The sequence below is a fragment of the Alteromonas sp. AWQ4_252 genome (genome assembly GCF_056158205.1).
The window spans coordinates 3,611,174-3,625,698 of the sequence record NZ_JBSWSV010000001.1; the positions used below are offsets into that span (position 1 = coordinate 3,611,174).

The following is a 14,525-nucleotide window of genomic DNA, read 5'->3' on the forward strand; positions in this document are numbered from 1 at the left end:
GTTATTTCTTTAAAAAACCATTTTCAGCAAGAAAAGCCATGCTGATATCCGGCTTGTTGTTCGACTCTGCAGCTTTGTCTCCCAACATAAGACGTTCGAGGTAGCGTGCCACCACGTCCACCTCTAAATTTACTTTACTACCGGCTTTGTAGGTGCCAATGACGGTTTCCTGTAACGTGTGAGGAATTATCCACAGCATAAACGCACTGCCGTTTACATCGTTAACTGTCAGGCTTACCCCGTCCACAGTAATACTGCCTTTATGGGCAATATACTTAGCCAATTGAGTGGGGGCATTAATCCATATTTCAATGTAATCTTTGTGTTTAGTGATACGCGACACTTCCCCGACACCGTCTACGTGCCCCGAGACAATATGGCCTCCGAAACGGTCAGTAGGGCGCATGGCTTTTTCAAGGTTTACTTTGCTTCCAGCCTTGTACTGAGCAAACCCTGTATACCGAATGGTTTCCGCGGACACGTCAGCGCTGTAGTGATCTGTGCCGACATGGGTAACGGTAAGGCATACACCATTTGTTGCAATACTGTCCCCGAGGGCGACATCTGACATGTCGAGTTTTTCAGAAGCAACGGTTAATCTGATATCTTCACCGCGATTTTCCAGTGAACGAATGGTTCCCAACGCTTGTATGATGCCCGTAAACATAATAGCAACCTCTTACTTTAAATCTTTGACACTGTGTACGTCATTTTAACGTCTTCACCAACCCGACGAAGATCGGTCAAAGACAAGGATGGCGCATTTTCTATGAGCGAGTATTCAGGCAAGGTCATCATGCTATGCCCTTTATCGCCCAGTATCTTGGCTGCCTGATACACGATGAGTTCGTCTACCTCTCCAGCCTCTAACAGTGCCCCGGCGAGTTGTGGCCCTGCCTCCACCCACACCTCATTAAATTGTTTCTGACCCAATTGAACGCACAGTTCACGTAAATCGATATGACCGTTTTTCACTGAGACTGCTAACACTGGAGTGCTGGTGTCTGGGGTCTGAGGCTGGCCTGTAACTCTGATAGTTGCCTCATTATCATTGAATAGCTTGAGGTCCGCAGGCAACTGGTTATGGCTGTCTAATACCAGTCTCACTGGCTGGCGAATAGTTTCTAATGGATATTCGTGAAACTGCGCCTCTTCAGCCCGAACTAACAGACTTGGGTTATCTGCCAGGGCCGTTCCACTTCCGGTTAGAATGGCGCAGCTGCGGGCGCGGTGCAGTTGCACATCACGTCTTGCTTCAGCACAGGTGATCCACTGACTCACCCCGTTTCGAAGCGCTATTTTACCGTCGATACTCACACCGAGCTTCACAGTAATCCAAGGCTTACCTGACACCATACGTTTGATAAAGCCGCGATTTAGCTGTGCAGCTTCTCCAGCCAGAACATCGGTAATCACCTCGATACCTGCGTCTTGTAATCGCCCGATACCGCGACCGCTAACCTGGGGGTTTGGATCTGTCATTGCTACCACAACCCGTCTGATTTTTGCTGCTATGAGCGCGTCAGCACAAGGCGGCGTGCGTCCGTGATGGCTACAAGGTTCAAGTGTAACATATGCCGTCCCGCCGATAGCACGGTCACCAGCTTCCCGCAACGCATGAACCTCAGCGTGAGGTGTGCCAGCCTGAATATGAAAGCCCTGCCCTACTATATTGTTTTCTTTATCAACTATAATGCACCCCACACGGGGGTTAGGAGACGTGGTAAACAGGCCGCGTTTAGCCAGCTTAAGTGCAGCTGCCATCCAGTTGTAATCTTCTACAATTGCTGACAGTGATGGATCTACAGGGGTCATGATTCGCTTTTAGTCTCCCAGACGAGCAATTTCTTCGCCGAACTCTCGGATATCCTCAAATGATCGATATACCGAAGCAAACCTCACGTAAGCCACTTTATCGAGCTCTTTTAACGCATCCATTATAAGATTTCCGAGAAACTCACTGGAGACTTCACGCTCACCTGTTGCTCGAAGTGCAGACTTTAAAGACAGGATAACTTCTTCCACACGCTCGGTACTCACAGGACGTTTTTCCAACGCCCTTTGTAATCCCGCTCTCAGCTTATCTTCGTTGAAGGGCTCCCGAGAACCATCCCTTTTGATCACCCGAGGCATAACTAATTCGGCGTTTTCGAATGTAGTAAAACGCTCATGACAAATAACACACTCTCTTCGCCGGCGAACCTGGTGGCCCTCAGCAACAAGGCGAGAATCTATGACTTTAGTTTCCTGGGCGGAACAAAACGGGCAAAACATAAGGTGTCCTATGACAACAAAGCCGTCGGGCAGCGTTTACTGCACCAACGGCACCTGTAACTTTCTATTGGCTTGTAGCGTTACCCGTAAACCGGGAATTGCTCACACAGTGCGACCACTTCTTTTTGAACGCGTTCAACAACGCTTTCGTCGCCCATGTTGTCCAATATATCACAAATCCAGGTAGCTACTTGTTTTGCTTGCTCTTCCCCAAAACCACGACGGGTTATAGCTGGAGAACCGATGCGTAAGCCGCTGGTAATAAACGGAGAACGTGGGTCTTTTGGTACAGAGTTTTTATTCACTGTAATGTTCGCACGACCCAAGGCAGCATCGGCATCTTTACCGGTGATGTCTTTATCAATCAAATCAAGCAGGAATAAGTGATTCTCAGTTCCTCCTGAAACCACCTTATATCCGCGCTCCTGAACCACAGCAACCATCGCTTTAGCATTCTTAACTACTTGCTGCTGATAGGTTTTAAATTCAGGTTGTAGCGCTTCTTTAAACGCTACCGCTTTACCGGCAATCACGTGACACAATGGACCACCCTGGTTACCAGGGAATACTGAACTGTTCAGCTTTTTGTAAATAGTTTCATCACCGCACGATGACAATATAAGACCGCTGCGTGGGCCAGCCAGAGTTTTGTGCGTTGTGGTAGTTACCACATGAGCATGAGGTAGTGGATTGGGATAGACGTCGGCAGCTACAAGACCGGCAACGTGCGCCATATCGACCAACAAATATGCACCTACTTTGTCTGCGATCTCGCGGAAACGCGCCCAATCGACAACTTTGGAATACGCAGAAAACCCACCAATAATCATTTTTGGCTTGTGTTCCAGCGCCAACGCTTCCACCTGCTCGTAATCAATTTCACCGGTGTCTTCATTCAACCCATACTGCACAGCGTTGTAAGTTTTTCCAGAGAAGTTAACGTGCGATCCGTGGGTTAAATGCCCACCTTCTGACAAACTCATACCCAACACAGTGTCACCCGCATCCAGCAACGCCATGAAGGCAGCCGCATTTGCTTGTGAACCAGAGTGTGGTTGAACATTCGCATAATCTGCACCAAACAACGCTTTTGCACGGTCAATGGCCAGTTGTTCAACCACATCCACATGCTCACAACCACCGTAATAACGCTTGCCCGGATAACCTTCGGCATATTTATTGGTCAGTTGTGACCCCTGCGCTTCCATTACGCGCGGGCTACAGTAGTTTTCTGATGCAATCAATTCGATATGGTGTTCCTGACGCGCATTTTCCTTGGCCATGGCATCTGCCAGTTCAGGATCAAAATCGGCAATCGTCATTTCGCGAGGTAACATGGAGGCTCCTTACACTGCGTTGGGGATAGCTAAACAAAAGAAGGCATATTCTAGTCATTTTCCACTACATGTATACCGCTTTATGCCTTGGGACAACAGATCGGAGCTGGATAAATACATTGTTTCCCCCACAGCCCGTTGTCACAAGGCGATTCGGCTTCAGCTATCTAAAAATTATATTTATTACACTATTGCTTTTTTTCCAGTGCCTTAACACGGGTAAAAAGATCATCAATTTGTTTCGTGCGGATTGTTACTTTACGCCAGTCGCGATTCTTCATTGCCGGTTGACCTGATGAATACAAACCTGGCTCAGTGATGTCCTGCACAATCATGGTGTAGCCGGTTATCTGAACGTTGTCGCATATGGAAATATGGCCATTGACGCCACAGCCACCACCAATGACAACGTACTTGCCAACACTGCAACTTCCGGCTATCCCAGTAGCGCCACAAATACAGGAATGATCGCCAACAATACAGTTATGACCAATCTGGACCTGATTGTCGATGATTACATTTTTGCCGATGATAGTGTCATCAATGGCGCCTCTGTCTATTGTACTCGACGCCCCGATTTGTGTGTCATCACCTATTTTCACACTGCCGGTTTGTGGGATCGGTAGCCAGGTACCCTTGTCGTTGGCGTATCCGAACCCAGCAGCACCGATAACAGTCTGGCTGTGAATAGTGACACGCTGACCTATAACAATGTCATGGTATACCGTTACGTTGGGATAAATGGTACAACCCTGTCCAATCCTCGTTCCTTTGCCAATAACACAGTTGGCACCAATACTGACGTTGTCACCTAAAACCACGTTGTCTTCGATAATCACATTATGACCAATTGACACATCGGCACCGATAGATGCAGAAGCCGCGATCACAGCATTATGTGCAATGCCTTCTGCAACAGGAGGTGTGCTGTCAAAAAGCTGCGCGACTCGTGCGAAGGTCGCATGGGGATTATCGTGTATAAGTGCCGGTACGGGGCACGCATCTACAGTTTTTTCGTTTAATATCACGGCACCTGCCGATGTACTCTGCAACTGCGACTTGTATTTGATATTAGTGAGAAAGGAAATCTCATGGCCTTTAGCGCCAGCCAGTGTTCCCACGCCACTTACTTTTACATTACCATCACCACTCACTGTTCCGCCGGTATGTTCGGCCAGTTCTGCCAGGGTATAAAATCGTCTGGAATGTGCTGTCATTATTGAACCTGTAAATTGATAAATCCCAATTGCCAATGCTACTGTAAATTCCGCTTTTAGTCCTGACCCTCGTCACTAAAAACTGTTAATTTGCCATGGCAACGGTGATTTTTTCAGCTAAAGGTAAATTCTCTTGGTACTTCGCTAGCCAGTTCAGGGAAAAAGCGCGTAAAATACTTTGGTAACTTTTCATTTTATCAGGACATGTCAACGCTTATGTCACAATACGTCTATTCTATGCATCGGGTAGGTAAAATCGTTCCGCCCAACAGACACATTTTAAAAGATATATCATTAAGCTTCTTCCCGGGCGCAAAAATTGGTGTGCTGGGTCTAAATGGCGCTGGTAAGTCTACGTTATTGCGCATAATGGCCGGTGTAGATACCGACATCGAAGGTGAAGCTCGCCCGCAACCAGGTTTGAAAATTGGCTATCTTCCACAGGAACCTAAGCTTGACGAGAGCAAAGATGTTCGTGGCAATATTGAAGAAGCCGTCGCAGATGTTAAACACGCACTGACCCGGCTCGACGAAGTCTACGCCGCGTATGCAGAAGCCGACGCTGACTTTGATGCCCTGGCTAAAGAACAAGGTGAATTAGAAGCCATTATCCAATCTAAAGACGGACACAATTTGGATAACGCTCTGGAACGTGCTGCTGATGCCCTGCGTTTACCACCTTGGGATGCCGATGTATCAACATTGTCAGGTGGTGAGCGTCGCCGGGTTGCTTTGTGTCGCTTGTTGCTGGAAAAGCCAGAAATGCTGTTGCTCGATGAGCCGACAAACCACCTCGATGCTGAATCTGTCGCATGGTTAGAACGCTTCTTACACGACTACGAAGGTACAGTGGTTGCCATTACCCACGACAGGTATTTCCTTGATAATGTCGCTGGCTGGATTTTGGAACTTGACCGTGGTCACGGTATCCCATGGGAAGGCAATTATTCTTCCTGGCTGGAGCAAAAAGAGAAACGCCTTGAGCAGGAAGAGCGTGCAGAAAACGCCCGTGTGAAATCCATGAAGCAAGAATTGGAATGGGTACGCTCAAACCCCAAAGGTCGACAAGCTAAGTCCAAAGCTCGAATGAACCGCTTTGAAGAAATGTCCACGTCAGACTACCAAAAGCGCAACGAAACTAACGAACTCTTTATTCCGCCTGGCGAGCGCTTGGGTGATAAAGTAGTCGACATAGATCATCTTACTAAATCGTACGGTGATCGACTCCTCATTGATGATTTGAGTTTTTCAGTTCCTAAAGGGGCTATTGTCGGAATTATTGGTCCCAATGGTGCAGGTAAGTCTACACTCTTTCGTATGCTTTCTGGTCAGGAAACCCCTGACAACGGGACAATCGATATTGGTGACACGGTACACATGGCCAGCGTGGAACAGTTCCGGGACCACATGAATGAAAACAACACTGTGTGGAAGGAAATCTCTGATGACCAGGACATCATTCGTATCGGGAACTTCGAAATAAACAGTCGCGCTTATTGCAGTAGATTTAACTTCAAGGGCACTGATCAACAGAAATTCATTAAAGATTTATCCGGTGGTGAACGCAACCGCGTACATCTGGCAAAATTATTAAAAGCAGGCGGCAATATGTTGCTGCTCGATGAACCGACTAACGACCTCGACGTGGAAACACTCCGCGCGCTGGAAAATGCGTTATTGGAATTTCCCGGCTGTGCCATGGTTATTTCCCACGATCGTTGGTTCCTGGACCGTGTTGCCACGCATATCCTGGATTACCGCGACGAAGGAAAAATCAATTTCTTTGAAGGAAACTATTCTGAATACGCTGCATGGCTCAAAGCCACATATGGACAAGACGTGGTAGAACCTCACCGACTGAAGTACAAGAAGATGGCTAAATAACAGTAAGATTTCGCCCCGCATACGCGGGGTTTTTCTTTTCTGTGAAGAAAAAATGTCAGATATGAATACATTTTTTGACAGTGTTAGTTGACCTCAGCCTTTTATCTGCACTAATAATAGACTGAGGCTTTAAAAATGAATGAGACGATTGTGGATAAAAGACAATTTCAAAGAGTCGAACTCAACGTACCCGGAGAATTGGGTATCCATGGCGACCAGATCCCAGTGACCATTGAGGATGTGTCTCTGCAAGGGCTGCGACTGAGCGCAGCAGAAACCATGCTGGAGATGCTTCCTTTCGATAGCCATGACCCTTACCGCGTGCTGTTCAAGGTCAACCCGGATAGTCCGTTGATCACTTTGCACCTGACACAACTTTATCGTCAGTCACCGCCCAACAACTCTGTCGTTTTTATGGGCTGTAAGGTAGCCCATATCGACGTTGACAGCCTTGCTGAATTACGCCGCCTGATCAACCTTAACAGTGGCGACAATCAGCTCAGCGAACAGGACATGTCGTCATTAATCGATGCTATTTACGGTAATGCTTCCAAGGCTTCCGACAAATGAGAAACGGGTACAACTTCTAAACCGGCGATGGCGTTTTTAGGCGCATTTGCTTTCGGTACGATAGCCCGTTTAAAACCGTGCTTCGCCGCTTCTGTGATGCGCTCTGTGCCATTGGGCACTGGACGGATTTCCCCCGCCAGCCCCACTTCACCAAAAACAATCAATTCCCTAGGTAAAGGGTTATTTTTAAAACTACTCACCATTGCCATCAACAAAGCGAGATCGGCGCCGGTTTCGTTTACTTTAACCCCACCAACGACATTTACGAAAACATCCTGATCATTCATCTGCAAATTACCATGGCGGTGTAACACGGCGAGCAGCATGGCAAGTCGGTTTTGTTCAAGACCCACAGCAATTCGCCTTGGATTCGCCATTTGCGAGTAATCTACCAGCGCCTGAATTTCCACAAGCAAGGGCCGCGTTCCTTCCCACACAACCATCACACTTGACCCTGGCGATTGGTTATCCCCTCTGCTGAGAAAAATCGCCGACGGATTACTGACTTCTTTAAGGCCTTTCTCAGTCATACCAAAGACCCCTAACTCGTTCACAGCGCCAAAGCGGTTCTTATGACTGCGTAACGTGCGAAATCGCCCGTCGCTTTCACCTTCCAGCATCATAGATGAGTCTATGCAATGCTCCAGCACTTTGGGGCCTGCAAGATTGCCGTCTTTAGTGACATGGCCAACAATAAACATCGCGATATGGTGTTGTTTTGCGAACCGCGTTAAATAAGCTGCGCTTTCCCTTACCTGAGATACACTGCCAGGCGCTGATTGCACATCCGCAACGTTCATAACCTGTATTGAGTCAATAACCATAAGCTTGGGTTGACGGGTTAATGCCAGTTCACAAATCGTCTCAACGTTTGTTTCAGCCAGCATCATCAGCTTGTCATCGGGTAAACCAAGTCTTTTTGCCCGCATGGCCACTTGTTGCAACGATTCTTCCCCGGTCACATACAGAGCGTCCCGAGTTTGAGCCAACTTACACATCACCTGAAGTAAAAGAGTGCTCTTACCTGCTCCTGGTGAGCCACCAATCAGCATTGCTGCACCGGGAACAATACCACCACCGAGTACCCGATCCAGCTCTTTAAAGCCCGAGCTAAAACGAGGTAGTGCTTCCAAATCTATGGCATTTAACGTCTCAATTTTCGCATTTGTCTGCCCGGCATAGCCTGTATTTGCTGATATTGTCGAACGTGCGCTGGAAACCACAAACTCGGAAATCGTGTTCCAGGATTTACACTCGCTACATTGCCCTTGCCAGCGTGGAAACTCTGCGCCACAATCAGAACACACATAGGCGGTTTTTCGTTTTGCCATATAATTCTTTTCACAGGAAATTGTTAGCGTATTCTACACGTAAAGTCGAATTGCTGCATACGGACAAAAAAGGCAGTATACGCTTTGCATTTTACTATAGAGTCTGAAATGCTTGCCGATAATAAAAATGTAAGACCACTTAACAAAACTGGTTGTAATGGATAAAGAACTACAGCAATACGCTGAATTAATAGAACAATTAAAACCTGCAATAAACTCACCGCAGTTAAATCAGGTATTACTTCAGCTTACTCAGGATGTTCCCCCGGAGAAACGCTTTTTAATTAAGATGGAGTTAAAGCGCCTGGCAAAGCCGTGTATGCGCTCTTTGGACTTGCGGGGTCAGGTCGATGGCGATTGTCAGCTTTTCGAATACAAGGGCAGAAAACACTACCTCGACGACATCGCCATCACCGAGTTTAAAAAGCAGTTAAAAATTTTCGGCCATTACTGTTTTGGTGTATACGAAGCCGTTATGGAAACGGAAAACAACTTCCGCGTGATGCGAAACAAAGCTGAGAGAATCGGCACAGAAGAGCAAAGCTCGACCACCAATAACGGTAAAACCCAGATTCTTGAACAGTATTCCATACCTGTGGTCAACCTATTGTCTTATGCTCACCGAAGTCACGAGCGAATGAACTTTGCTATTGCTGTAGAAATTCAAGATGAGAATCACAACAGCTATCAAGCCAGCAGTGTCGATATTTCCATGGAAGGTTTACGCCTTAAAATACCAAAGGAACTTCAATTTTCTCATGACCAACGTCTCTATGTTTATTTCCGTGGGCTTGAAGACGAATTTGCCATGGACAAACGCAATGGTATTGCCTACAACGTAATCACAAGTAAATTTGAAAAGGGCAATCAATATTTAATACTCAAGCGTGAAAATCAGCTTCCGTCGCCGACATTCGATAAATTCTTGCAGAAATTTATTCACGGCAATAAACGTCGTTATAAAGTTAATCTGGCAAACACAATTGATGCCATCATCAACAAAACTGCAGAACAATACATATCACCTTGTAGCGCATCCCTACCCGTGTTTATCAACAGTATTAACGATACGCTAGTGCCTACCTACGCTATGATAAATAGCATTAATACGGAAACGTTAGCTTATTGGCAAGACGAAGCAGACGCCATCAGGCTCGGATATTTACTTAAACCGGCTCGCTTGCAGTGGCTGAGAGCAAACTTGCAACAGTCCCCTGAAATGTATGTTTATTCCTTTACTCACATACAAAACGGCGCTGTTTACTTTTATTCTGCCTCAGCCCAGGAACTTGACCACAAAGAAATATTGAAAAACGTTTACCTGGGCTTTGGTTCGCGCAAAGTCAGTTGGCGGGTATTTAAATTAACAATGAGTGAAATGTCGCCTGATCAGGCATATACACCTTTGTCTATTCCAAGCGACGCAAACAGCAAAGCAAAAAAGCTCAATCAACCCCCTTCTGCACGTTTAATGGCAAAACTGAAAAGCTTGCGTTACATCGTACATGTCACTGATGTCACATCTGAAAGTGGCCAACGGCAGTACGCGAGATATAAATTTAATCGCAATAATCTTACTCATTTAAGAGTGTTCGCACACCCTAGAAACAAGCCACCTTTCAACATAAAACCGTATCGCTATCGCTTCCAGGAACAGCGTATGGAAACCCGATACCTGTTGCGTTCTCCCATCAGTTTGACGAATTACAACGATGAATTACCCCTGACGGGTATTAGCGAGGACATCTCAGTATCAGGGTTGCGATTGGAAATTTCCGGAGAATTTTTAGGCGAAACGGGTTCACTGGTTAAAGTGTCATTTCCGAAACTTCAGGAAATGACTGACAAACATGTAGTAATGGACCTCATATATGAAGTTATTCACTATAATGACGACAGAAACATATTGCACTTAAGAGCAGCGGAGGGTGAAACAGGAAAATCCGCCAAGCACTTTTTTGACCATTTAATCAAGCAAAATAAACAATCATTAAAAACCTACCCCGAGGAAGAGGAAGTTCCCGGGATTGGTCATGCATTGCGGTGTATCAATGCGCGAAACACACCCAACTTTGCTTTTTTACTGGCTAAATCAGGTGTTAAATATTTACCTGAGATGGCAGTACTTGGTGACAGAGATACGCTGTTGCATCAAGTCGCACGCCACTTCAGTGACGGTGATGAAGTCAATGTGGAATTTCTGTTCAGAGACAGGAATCTCGACATGCCCTTAATTCAGCAAGGTGTAAAAACTATGCGAGTAGAAAACATGCCTATCAGGCAGGAGCTTTACATCGCGTATGATAGCAGTAAAAAAGGTAATCGACTCGCCGTCCTTCCACATTTAGACAGTCGATTCAGTAATGACGAGAGTCGTAAAAACTTCATTGGGGACGCCCTTTCAAGAGGTCGTTTTATTGCAGTACAGGTGCTCCTGACTACTACAGGCAAGCCAGACATGGATATGTTACAAGCGGAACTTACTTATGTTGGCACTTACGCCCTGCACAGAGCTCGGGATTTAGAAGAAAAGATCTGGAGTATTGGGGCTTCCGTGCATTTAATAGATATGACTACAGAAGTCCTATTGCGATTTGGCTACTCAGGGGATGTAATAGAGAAAAACCGCCAACCAGTATCAGAAAATGAGGCGGCTTCTCAGGTGCAACAACTGCTTAACAGCTAGCTGTTGAGCTTGCTTTCATCAGGGAGCCATCAAATATAGCATTGTGTTCAGACCACCAAAACGCACGGCTGTGTCAGCTTTTTCCCTGACCAAGGGTTTGGCATGACAAGCCACACCCAGAGCAGCTTTTTCCATCATAAGTAAATCGTTTGCTCCGTCCCCCATGGCCACTGTTTGTGCCATGGGAATAGCCCATCTTGCAGCCAGTTCTTCAACAACAATGGCCTTTTTCTGGGCATTGACAATATCGCCGACTACCCTGCCGGTAAGTAAGCCTTCCTCGACTTCCAATGTATTGGAATACGCCGCATCCATTCCCAGTCGTTCCTTCAAATGATCGGCAAAATAAGTAAAGCCACCAGACGCAATCGCAATTTTCCAGCCGTGGGCCTTTAGGGTTGTTAATAAACTAAGCAGGCCTGGCATAAGGGGGATGTTGTCACGTATTTGCTCCATTTGGGCAACGGATACTCCCTTAAGACAAGCGACCCGTGACACTAAACTTTCGTTAAAATCAAGTTCGCCTCGCATCGCTTTTGCAGTGACCTCAGCGACTTTATCACCTAAACCCGCTAATTTAGCTATTTCATCGATACATTCTATCTGTATAACGGTGCTGTCCATATCCATGACAAGTAAGCCGCCTGCTGACAACGACGGCTTTTCTTTCTGAAGTGCGATGTCAACCCGATACCGCTGGCATAAAGACTCTAGTTTGTCAGTGAAAGTGGCATTTTTTTCTGAAACTAAAACCGGGCACACGACGACGCCTTCGTGAAAAACCCCATGCAAAGGATGCTGTTTAACGCTCAGTACACAGAGCTGTGGCGCCAAGGCCTCAATAATGCCTTGTAACGTGTGCAGTGACAGTGCCGGAGCACTGATTGTAAGCTCCCAGCCATTACTATCAGCATTGGTAGCGTCTGCACGTTGCCATTTGCCGTTTACAAAACACACGCCTGTAGGATAGGTTTTTAAAATATAATCTAAAACAGCATAGCTGTACTCTGAAGATACGGTAATGTCTGACACAATATGACCTTTAAACTAAAAGTAGCGATATCCTAACGAATTAAACTGTAATGGCAAACGCTCTTTGCGTTATTTCGACCCTCTAGCTTTATATGATAAAGTTGCGCACTACTATCTATTTTTGTGATTAGCAAGCAGAAACATGCAAAATACAAACTCCCCATGGGACACACCGCCACAGCGTCGTCGGCATTGGTTTGCATGGCTCCATCACAAACCCTACCAACTGGTCATTGCGGCCACTGTTTTCCTAACTGCTTGTTTACTATTCTCACAGGTGTATTCAATTAACCGCAGTTTACCAATATTGTATGTAGCAGAACCTGCAAATAGTCTTGCTCAGCAGTCGGCGTACTTTCTCAGTCAACCGATGTCACAAAATAACATCCAGGACATTGAGAATACTGTGCAAACTATTGCCCAATCTGAACACGTATTAAACGTGAGTGTTTATAGCGTCGACGGACGTAAACTGGCCTCATCACACGTGACGTGGCAGAGTGTGAGCTATCTTAAGAAGCATGCTGAACCAGCTCAAACACTGATGATCCCAATAACCTCGGAGTCCAATAAACCTCTGGGTATGTTGCAACTTAATATTGATACCAAGCCCAGGCGCGAAAAGCTTCAGCTGTTGCTCACCATGCAAAATATAGTCACCACCTCGCTATTTTTACTCAGCTTTTTAGGCGGAGGAATGGGAGTATTGGCATTTATCCGTTATCGACCTTCCTGGCCTTATGTAAAACAAGCCTTTCACGAAAGCATTCACCGCCGACGTTGATGGAAAAGTTGATAAAAGTTGTCTGTCGTGCTTTCTATAATGTCTTGTTCGGATAGTGCTAACACGTCACTTAACACCTTGACCACATGGCGCAACTTTGACGGTTCATTTCGCTCCCCCTGAAAACCATGTATCGGCATATCTGGCGAATCGGTTTCGAGCAGTAAAGAAGACAACCCAACGGATTTTACGGCTTCGCGGGTTTTGCTCCCCCTTGGATACGTAATTGTACCACCGATCCCTAACTTAAAACCCAGCTCAGTATACTGCCGGGCAACATGACCATTACCAGAAAAGGCGTGAATAACACCACCGTAAGAAAAACGACTTTCCTTAATTAATGCAGGTAACCTGTGATGGGTCTTCAAGTGATGTAGAACCACAGGAAGCTTGTAGGTCTGAGCGATACGAAGTTGTTCAATCAACCAGGTTTCCTGAACTTTCATCGGAATATCGATAGTGGCGTCCAGTCCAATTTCTCCAATTCCCACGATTTGTTTGCGCTGTTCCGAGATCGCCTTATCAAGAGCTGACAACCCAGAAGACAATGAGGCAGGAAGAAACCATGGGTGCCAACCAAAAGTCAAGAACATACCAGGGTACTGCTGCTGAATGGACAATTGCCTTTGCCAGCCCTGCTCAGTGGTTCCTGGTATGAGAAAACCATCAACACCTTTGTCTCGTGCCCGCCTGATGACAGCGTCTAAATCACTGCTGAAAGCCGGTAAATCAAGATGACAATGACTGTCTATCACGGTTTTGCCTAAGGCATTAATCGTTGAGAAACCCATTTTCCATTGTCGTCGAGATTAAACTCAAAACGATCATGAAGCCTGTCTTCTCCGCCCTGCCAAAACTCGATTTGATGAGGGACAACACGAAATCCGCCCCAGAAGTCAGGAACAGGCAACGTTTTATTGGCAAACTTTGTCTTTAGTTGCTGAAACTGGGTCATCAGCAATTCCCTGGTTGCAATAGGCTGGCTTTGACGTGACGCAAAGGCCGCTAACTGACTATCTTTAGGGCGTGAGAAAAAATACTTGGCATTTTCAGCTGTACTAAGCTTTTCAGCGACGCCACATACTCGAACCTGTCGCTCCATAAAAAACCATGGAAAATGGAGTGAAATACGCGGGTTACCGGCCAGTTCCCTGGCTTTTCTACTGCCTAGATTGGTGTAAAACAAAAAGCCTTTTTCAGTCACATCTTTCAATAACACAATTCGCTGCGACGGTTGTCCCTGTTCGTCTACAGTGGCTACGGTCATGGCAGTGGGATCTGGTATGTTTGCGTCAATGGCATCGTTGAGCCATGTTTTAAACATGGTGATTGGATTGTCAGCTAATGATGTTTCTGACAGCTTCCCCATAGAGTATTGTCTTCGCATATCTGATAGAGACATACCGTTCC

13 protein-coding genes are annotated in these 14,525 nt (G+C 46.2%); 4 read left to right on the plus strand and 9 right to left on the minus strand.

Going from position 1 to position 14,525, the window contains the following annotated elements:
• Position 1: 1 nt before the first annotated feature.
• From ACXACM_RS15880 to lpxD, 5 genes are all read right to left on the minus strand, one after another.
• Positions 2-667, minus strand: a complete 666-nt coding sequence (locus tag ACXACM_RS15880) for a riboflavin synthase (RefSeq protein ID WP_474822954.1) — start codon at positions 665-667, stop codon at positions 2-4.
• 17 nt (positions 668-684) lie between these two features.
• Complete coding sequence (gene ribD / locus ACXACM_RS15885) at positions 685-1,815, minus strand: bifunctional diaminohydroxyphosphoribosylaminopyrimidine deaminase/5-amino-6-(5-phosphoribosylamino)uracil reductase RibD (protein ID WP_474822955.1); 1,131 nt, start codon at positions 1,813-1,815, stop codon at positions 685-687.
• Positions 1,816-1,824: 9 nt separating this feature from the next.
• Positions 1,825-2,274: a transcriptional regulator NrdR gene (gene nrdR / locus ACXACM_RS15890; protein WP_474822956.1), complete on the minus strand. Its 450-nt coding sequence runs from the start codon at positions 2,272-2,274 to the stop codon at positions 1,825-1,827.
• A gap of 80 nt (positions 2,275-2,354) precedes the next feature.
• A complete protein-coding gene (gene glyA, locus ACXACM_RS15895) occupies positions 2,355-3,611 on the minus strand; it encodes a serine hydroxymethyltransferase (RefSeq protein WP_474822957.1) in 1,257 nt (418 codons plus the stop codon).
• A gap of 188 nt (positions 3,612-3,799) precedes the next feature.
• On the minus strand, positions 3,800-4,828 hold the full coding sequence (gene lpxD / locus ACXACM_RS15900) for a UDP-3-O-(3-hydroxymyristoyl)glucosamine N-acyltransferase (RefSeq protein ID WP_474822959.1): 1,029 nt from the start codon (positions 4,826-4,828) through the stop codon (positions 3,800-3,802).
• 216 nt (positions 4,829-5,044) lie between these two features.
• Here lpxD and ettA point away from each other — a divergent pair, with 216 nt between their 5' ends.
• Both ettA and ACXACM_RS15910 read left to right on the plus strand, forming a co-directional pair.
• Positions 5,045-6,712 (plus strand): energy-dependent translational throttle protein EttA, encoded by a 1,668-nt coding sequence (gene ettA / locus ACXACM_RS15905; RefSeq protein WP_474822961.1) that lies wholly within the window; start codon positions 5,045-5,047, stop codon positions 6,710-6,712.
• A gap of 135 nt (positions 6,713-6,847) precedes the next feature.
• Positions 6,848-7,282, plus strand: coding sequence for a PilZ domain-containing protein (locus ACXACM_RS15910; RefSeq protein ID WP_474822962.1), 435 nt, complete (start codon positions 6,848-6,850; stop codon positions 7,280-7,282).
• Here the strand turns inward: ACXACM_RS15910 and radA are convergent.
• Positions 7,249-8,613, minus strand: coding sequence for a DNA repair protein RadA (gene radA / locus ACXACM_RS15915; RefSeq protein ID WP_474822963.1), 1,365 nt, complete (start codon positions 8,611-8,613; stop codon positions 7,249-7,251). The genes ACXACM_RS15910 and radA overlap by 34 nt on opposite strands.
• A gap of 157 nt (positions 8,614-8,770) precedes the next feature.
• Between radA and ACXACM_RS15920 the strand changes: the two genes are divergently transcribed.
• Positions 8,771-11,299 (plus strand): PilZ domain-containing protein, encoded by a 2,529-nt coding sequence (locus ACXACM_RS15920; RefSeq protein ID WP_474822965.1) that lies wholly within the window; start codon positions 8,771-8,773, stop codon positions 11,297-11,299.
• Positions 11,300-11,317: 18 nt separating this feature from the next.
• On the opposite strand, the gene serB is transcribed toward ACXACM_RS15920, so the two are convergent.
• Complete coding sequence (gene serB, locus ACXACM_RS15925; RefSeq protein WP_474822966.1) at positions 11,318-12,331, minus strand: phosphoserine phosphatase SerB; 1,014 nt, start codon at positions 12,329-12,331, stop codon at positions 11,318-11,320.
• Positions 12,332-12,473: 142 nt separating this feature from the next.
• Between serB and ACXACM_RS15930 the strand changes: the two genes are divergently transcribed.
• On the plus strand, positions 12,474-13,115 hold the full coding sequence (locus ACXACM_RS15930; protein ID WP_474822967.1) for an AhpA/YtjB family protein: 642 nt from the start codon (positions 12,474-12,476) through the stop codon (positions 13,113-13,115).
• On the opposite strand, the gene ACXACM_RS15935 is transcribed toward ACXACM_RS15930, so the two are convergent.
• Both ACXACM_RS15935 and pdxH read right to left on the minus strand, forming a co-directional pair.
• A complete protein-coding gene (locus ACXACM_RS15935; RefSeq protein ID WP_474822969.1) occupies positions 13,100-13,906 on the minus strand; it encodes a TatD family hydrolase in 807 nt (268 codons plus the stop codon). The two genes, ACXACM_RS15930 and ACXACM_RS15935, sit on opposite strands and share 16 nt — an antisense overlap.
• Positions 13,879-14,517 carry a pyridoxamine 5'-phosphate oxidase gene (pdxH, locus tag ACXACM_RS15940; protein ID WP_474822971.1) on the minus strand — a complete coding sequence of 213 codons (639 nt, stop codon included), beginning with the start codon at positions 14,515-14,517 and terminating at the stop codon, positions 13,879-13,881. The genes ACXACM_RS15935 and pdxH overlap by 28 nt, the downstream gene beginning before the upstream one ends.
• Between the last annotated feature and the right edge of the window lie 8 nt (positions 14,518-14,525).

Coding starts and splice junctions, on each gene's coding strand:
- ACXACM_RS15880 (WP_474822954.1), bottom strand. CDS start 667: ATGTTTACGGGCATCATACAAGCGTTGGGAACCATTCGTTCACTGGAA.
- ribD (WP_474822955.1), bottom strand. CDS start 1,815: ATGACCCCTGTAGATCCATCACTGTCAGCAATTGTAGAAGATTACAAC.
- nrdR (WP_474822956.1), bottom strand. CDS start 2,274: ATGTTTTGCCCGTTTTGTTCCGCCCAGGAAACTAAAGTCATAGATTCT.
- glyA (WP_474822957.1), bottom strand. CDS start 3,611: ATGTTACCTCGCGAAATGACGATTGCCGATTTTGATCCTGAACTGGCA.
- lpxD (WP_474822959.1), bottom strand. CDS start 4,828: ATGACAGCACATTCCAGACGATTTTATACCCTGGCAGAACTGGCCGAA.
- ettA (WP_474822961.1), top strand. CDS start 5,045: ATGTCACAATACGTCTATTCTATGCATCGGGTAGGTAAAATCGTTCCG.
- ACXACM_RS15910 (WP_474822962.1), top strand. CDS start 6,848: ATGAATGAGACGATTGTGGATAAAAGACAATTTCAAAGAGTCGAACTC.
- radA (WP_474822963.1), bottom strand. CDS start 8,613: ATGGCAAAACGAAAAACCGCCTATGTGTGTTCTGATTGTGGCGCAGAG.
- ACXACM_RS15920 (WP_474822965.1), top strand. CDS start 8,771: ATGGATAAAGAACTACAGCAATACGCTGAATTAATAGAACAATTAAAA.
- ACXACM_RS15930 (WP_474822967.1), top strand. CDS start 12,474: ATGCAAAATACAAACTCCCCATGGGACACACCGCCACAGCGTCGTCGG.
- ACXACM_RS15935 (WP_474822969.1), bottom strand. CDS start 13,906: ATGGGTTTCTCAACGATTAATGCCTTAGGCAAAACCGTGATAGACAGT.
- pdxH (WP_474822971.1), bottom strand. CDS start 14,517: ATGTCTCTATCAGATATGCGAAGACAATACTCTATGGGGAAGCTGTCA.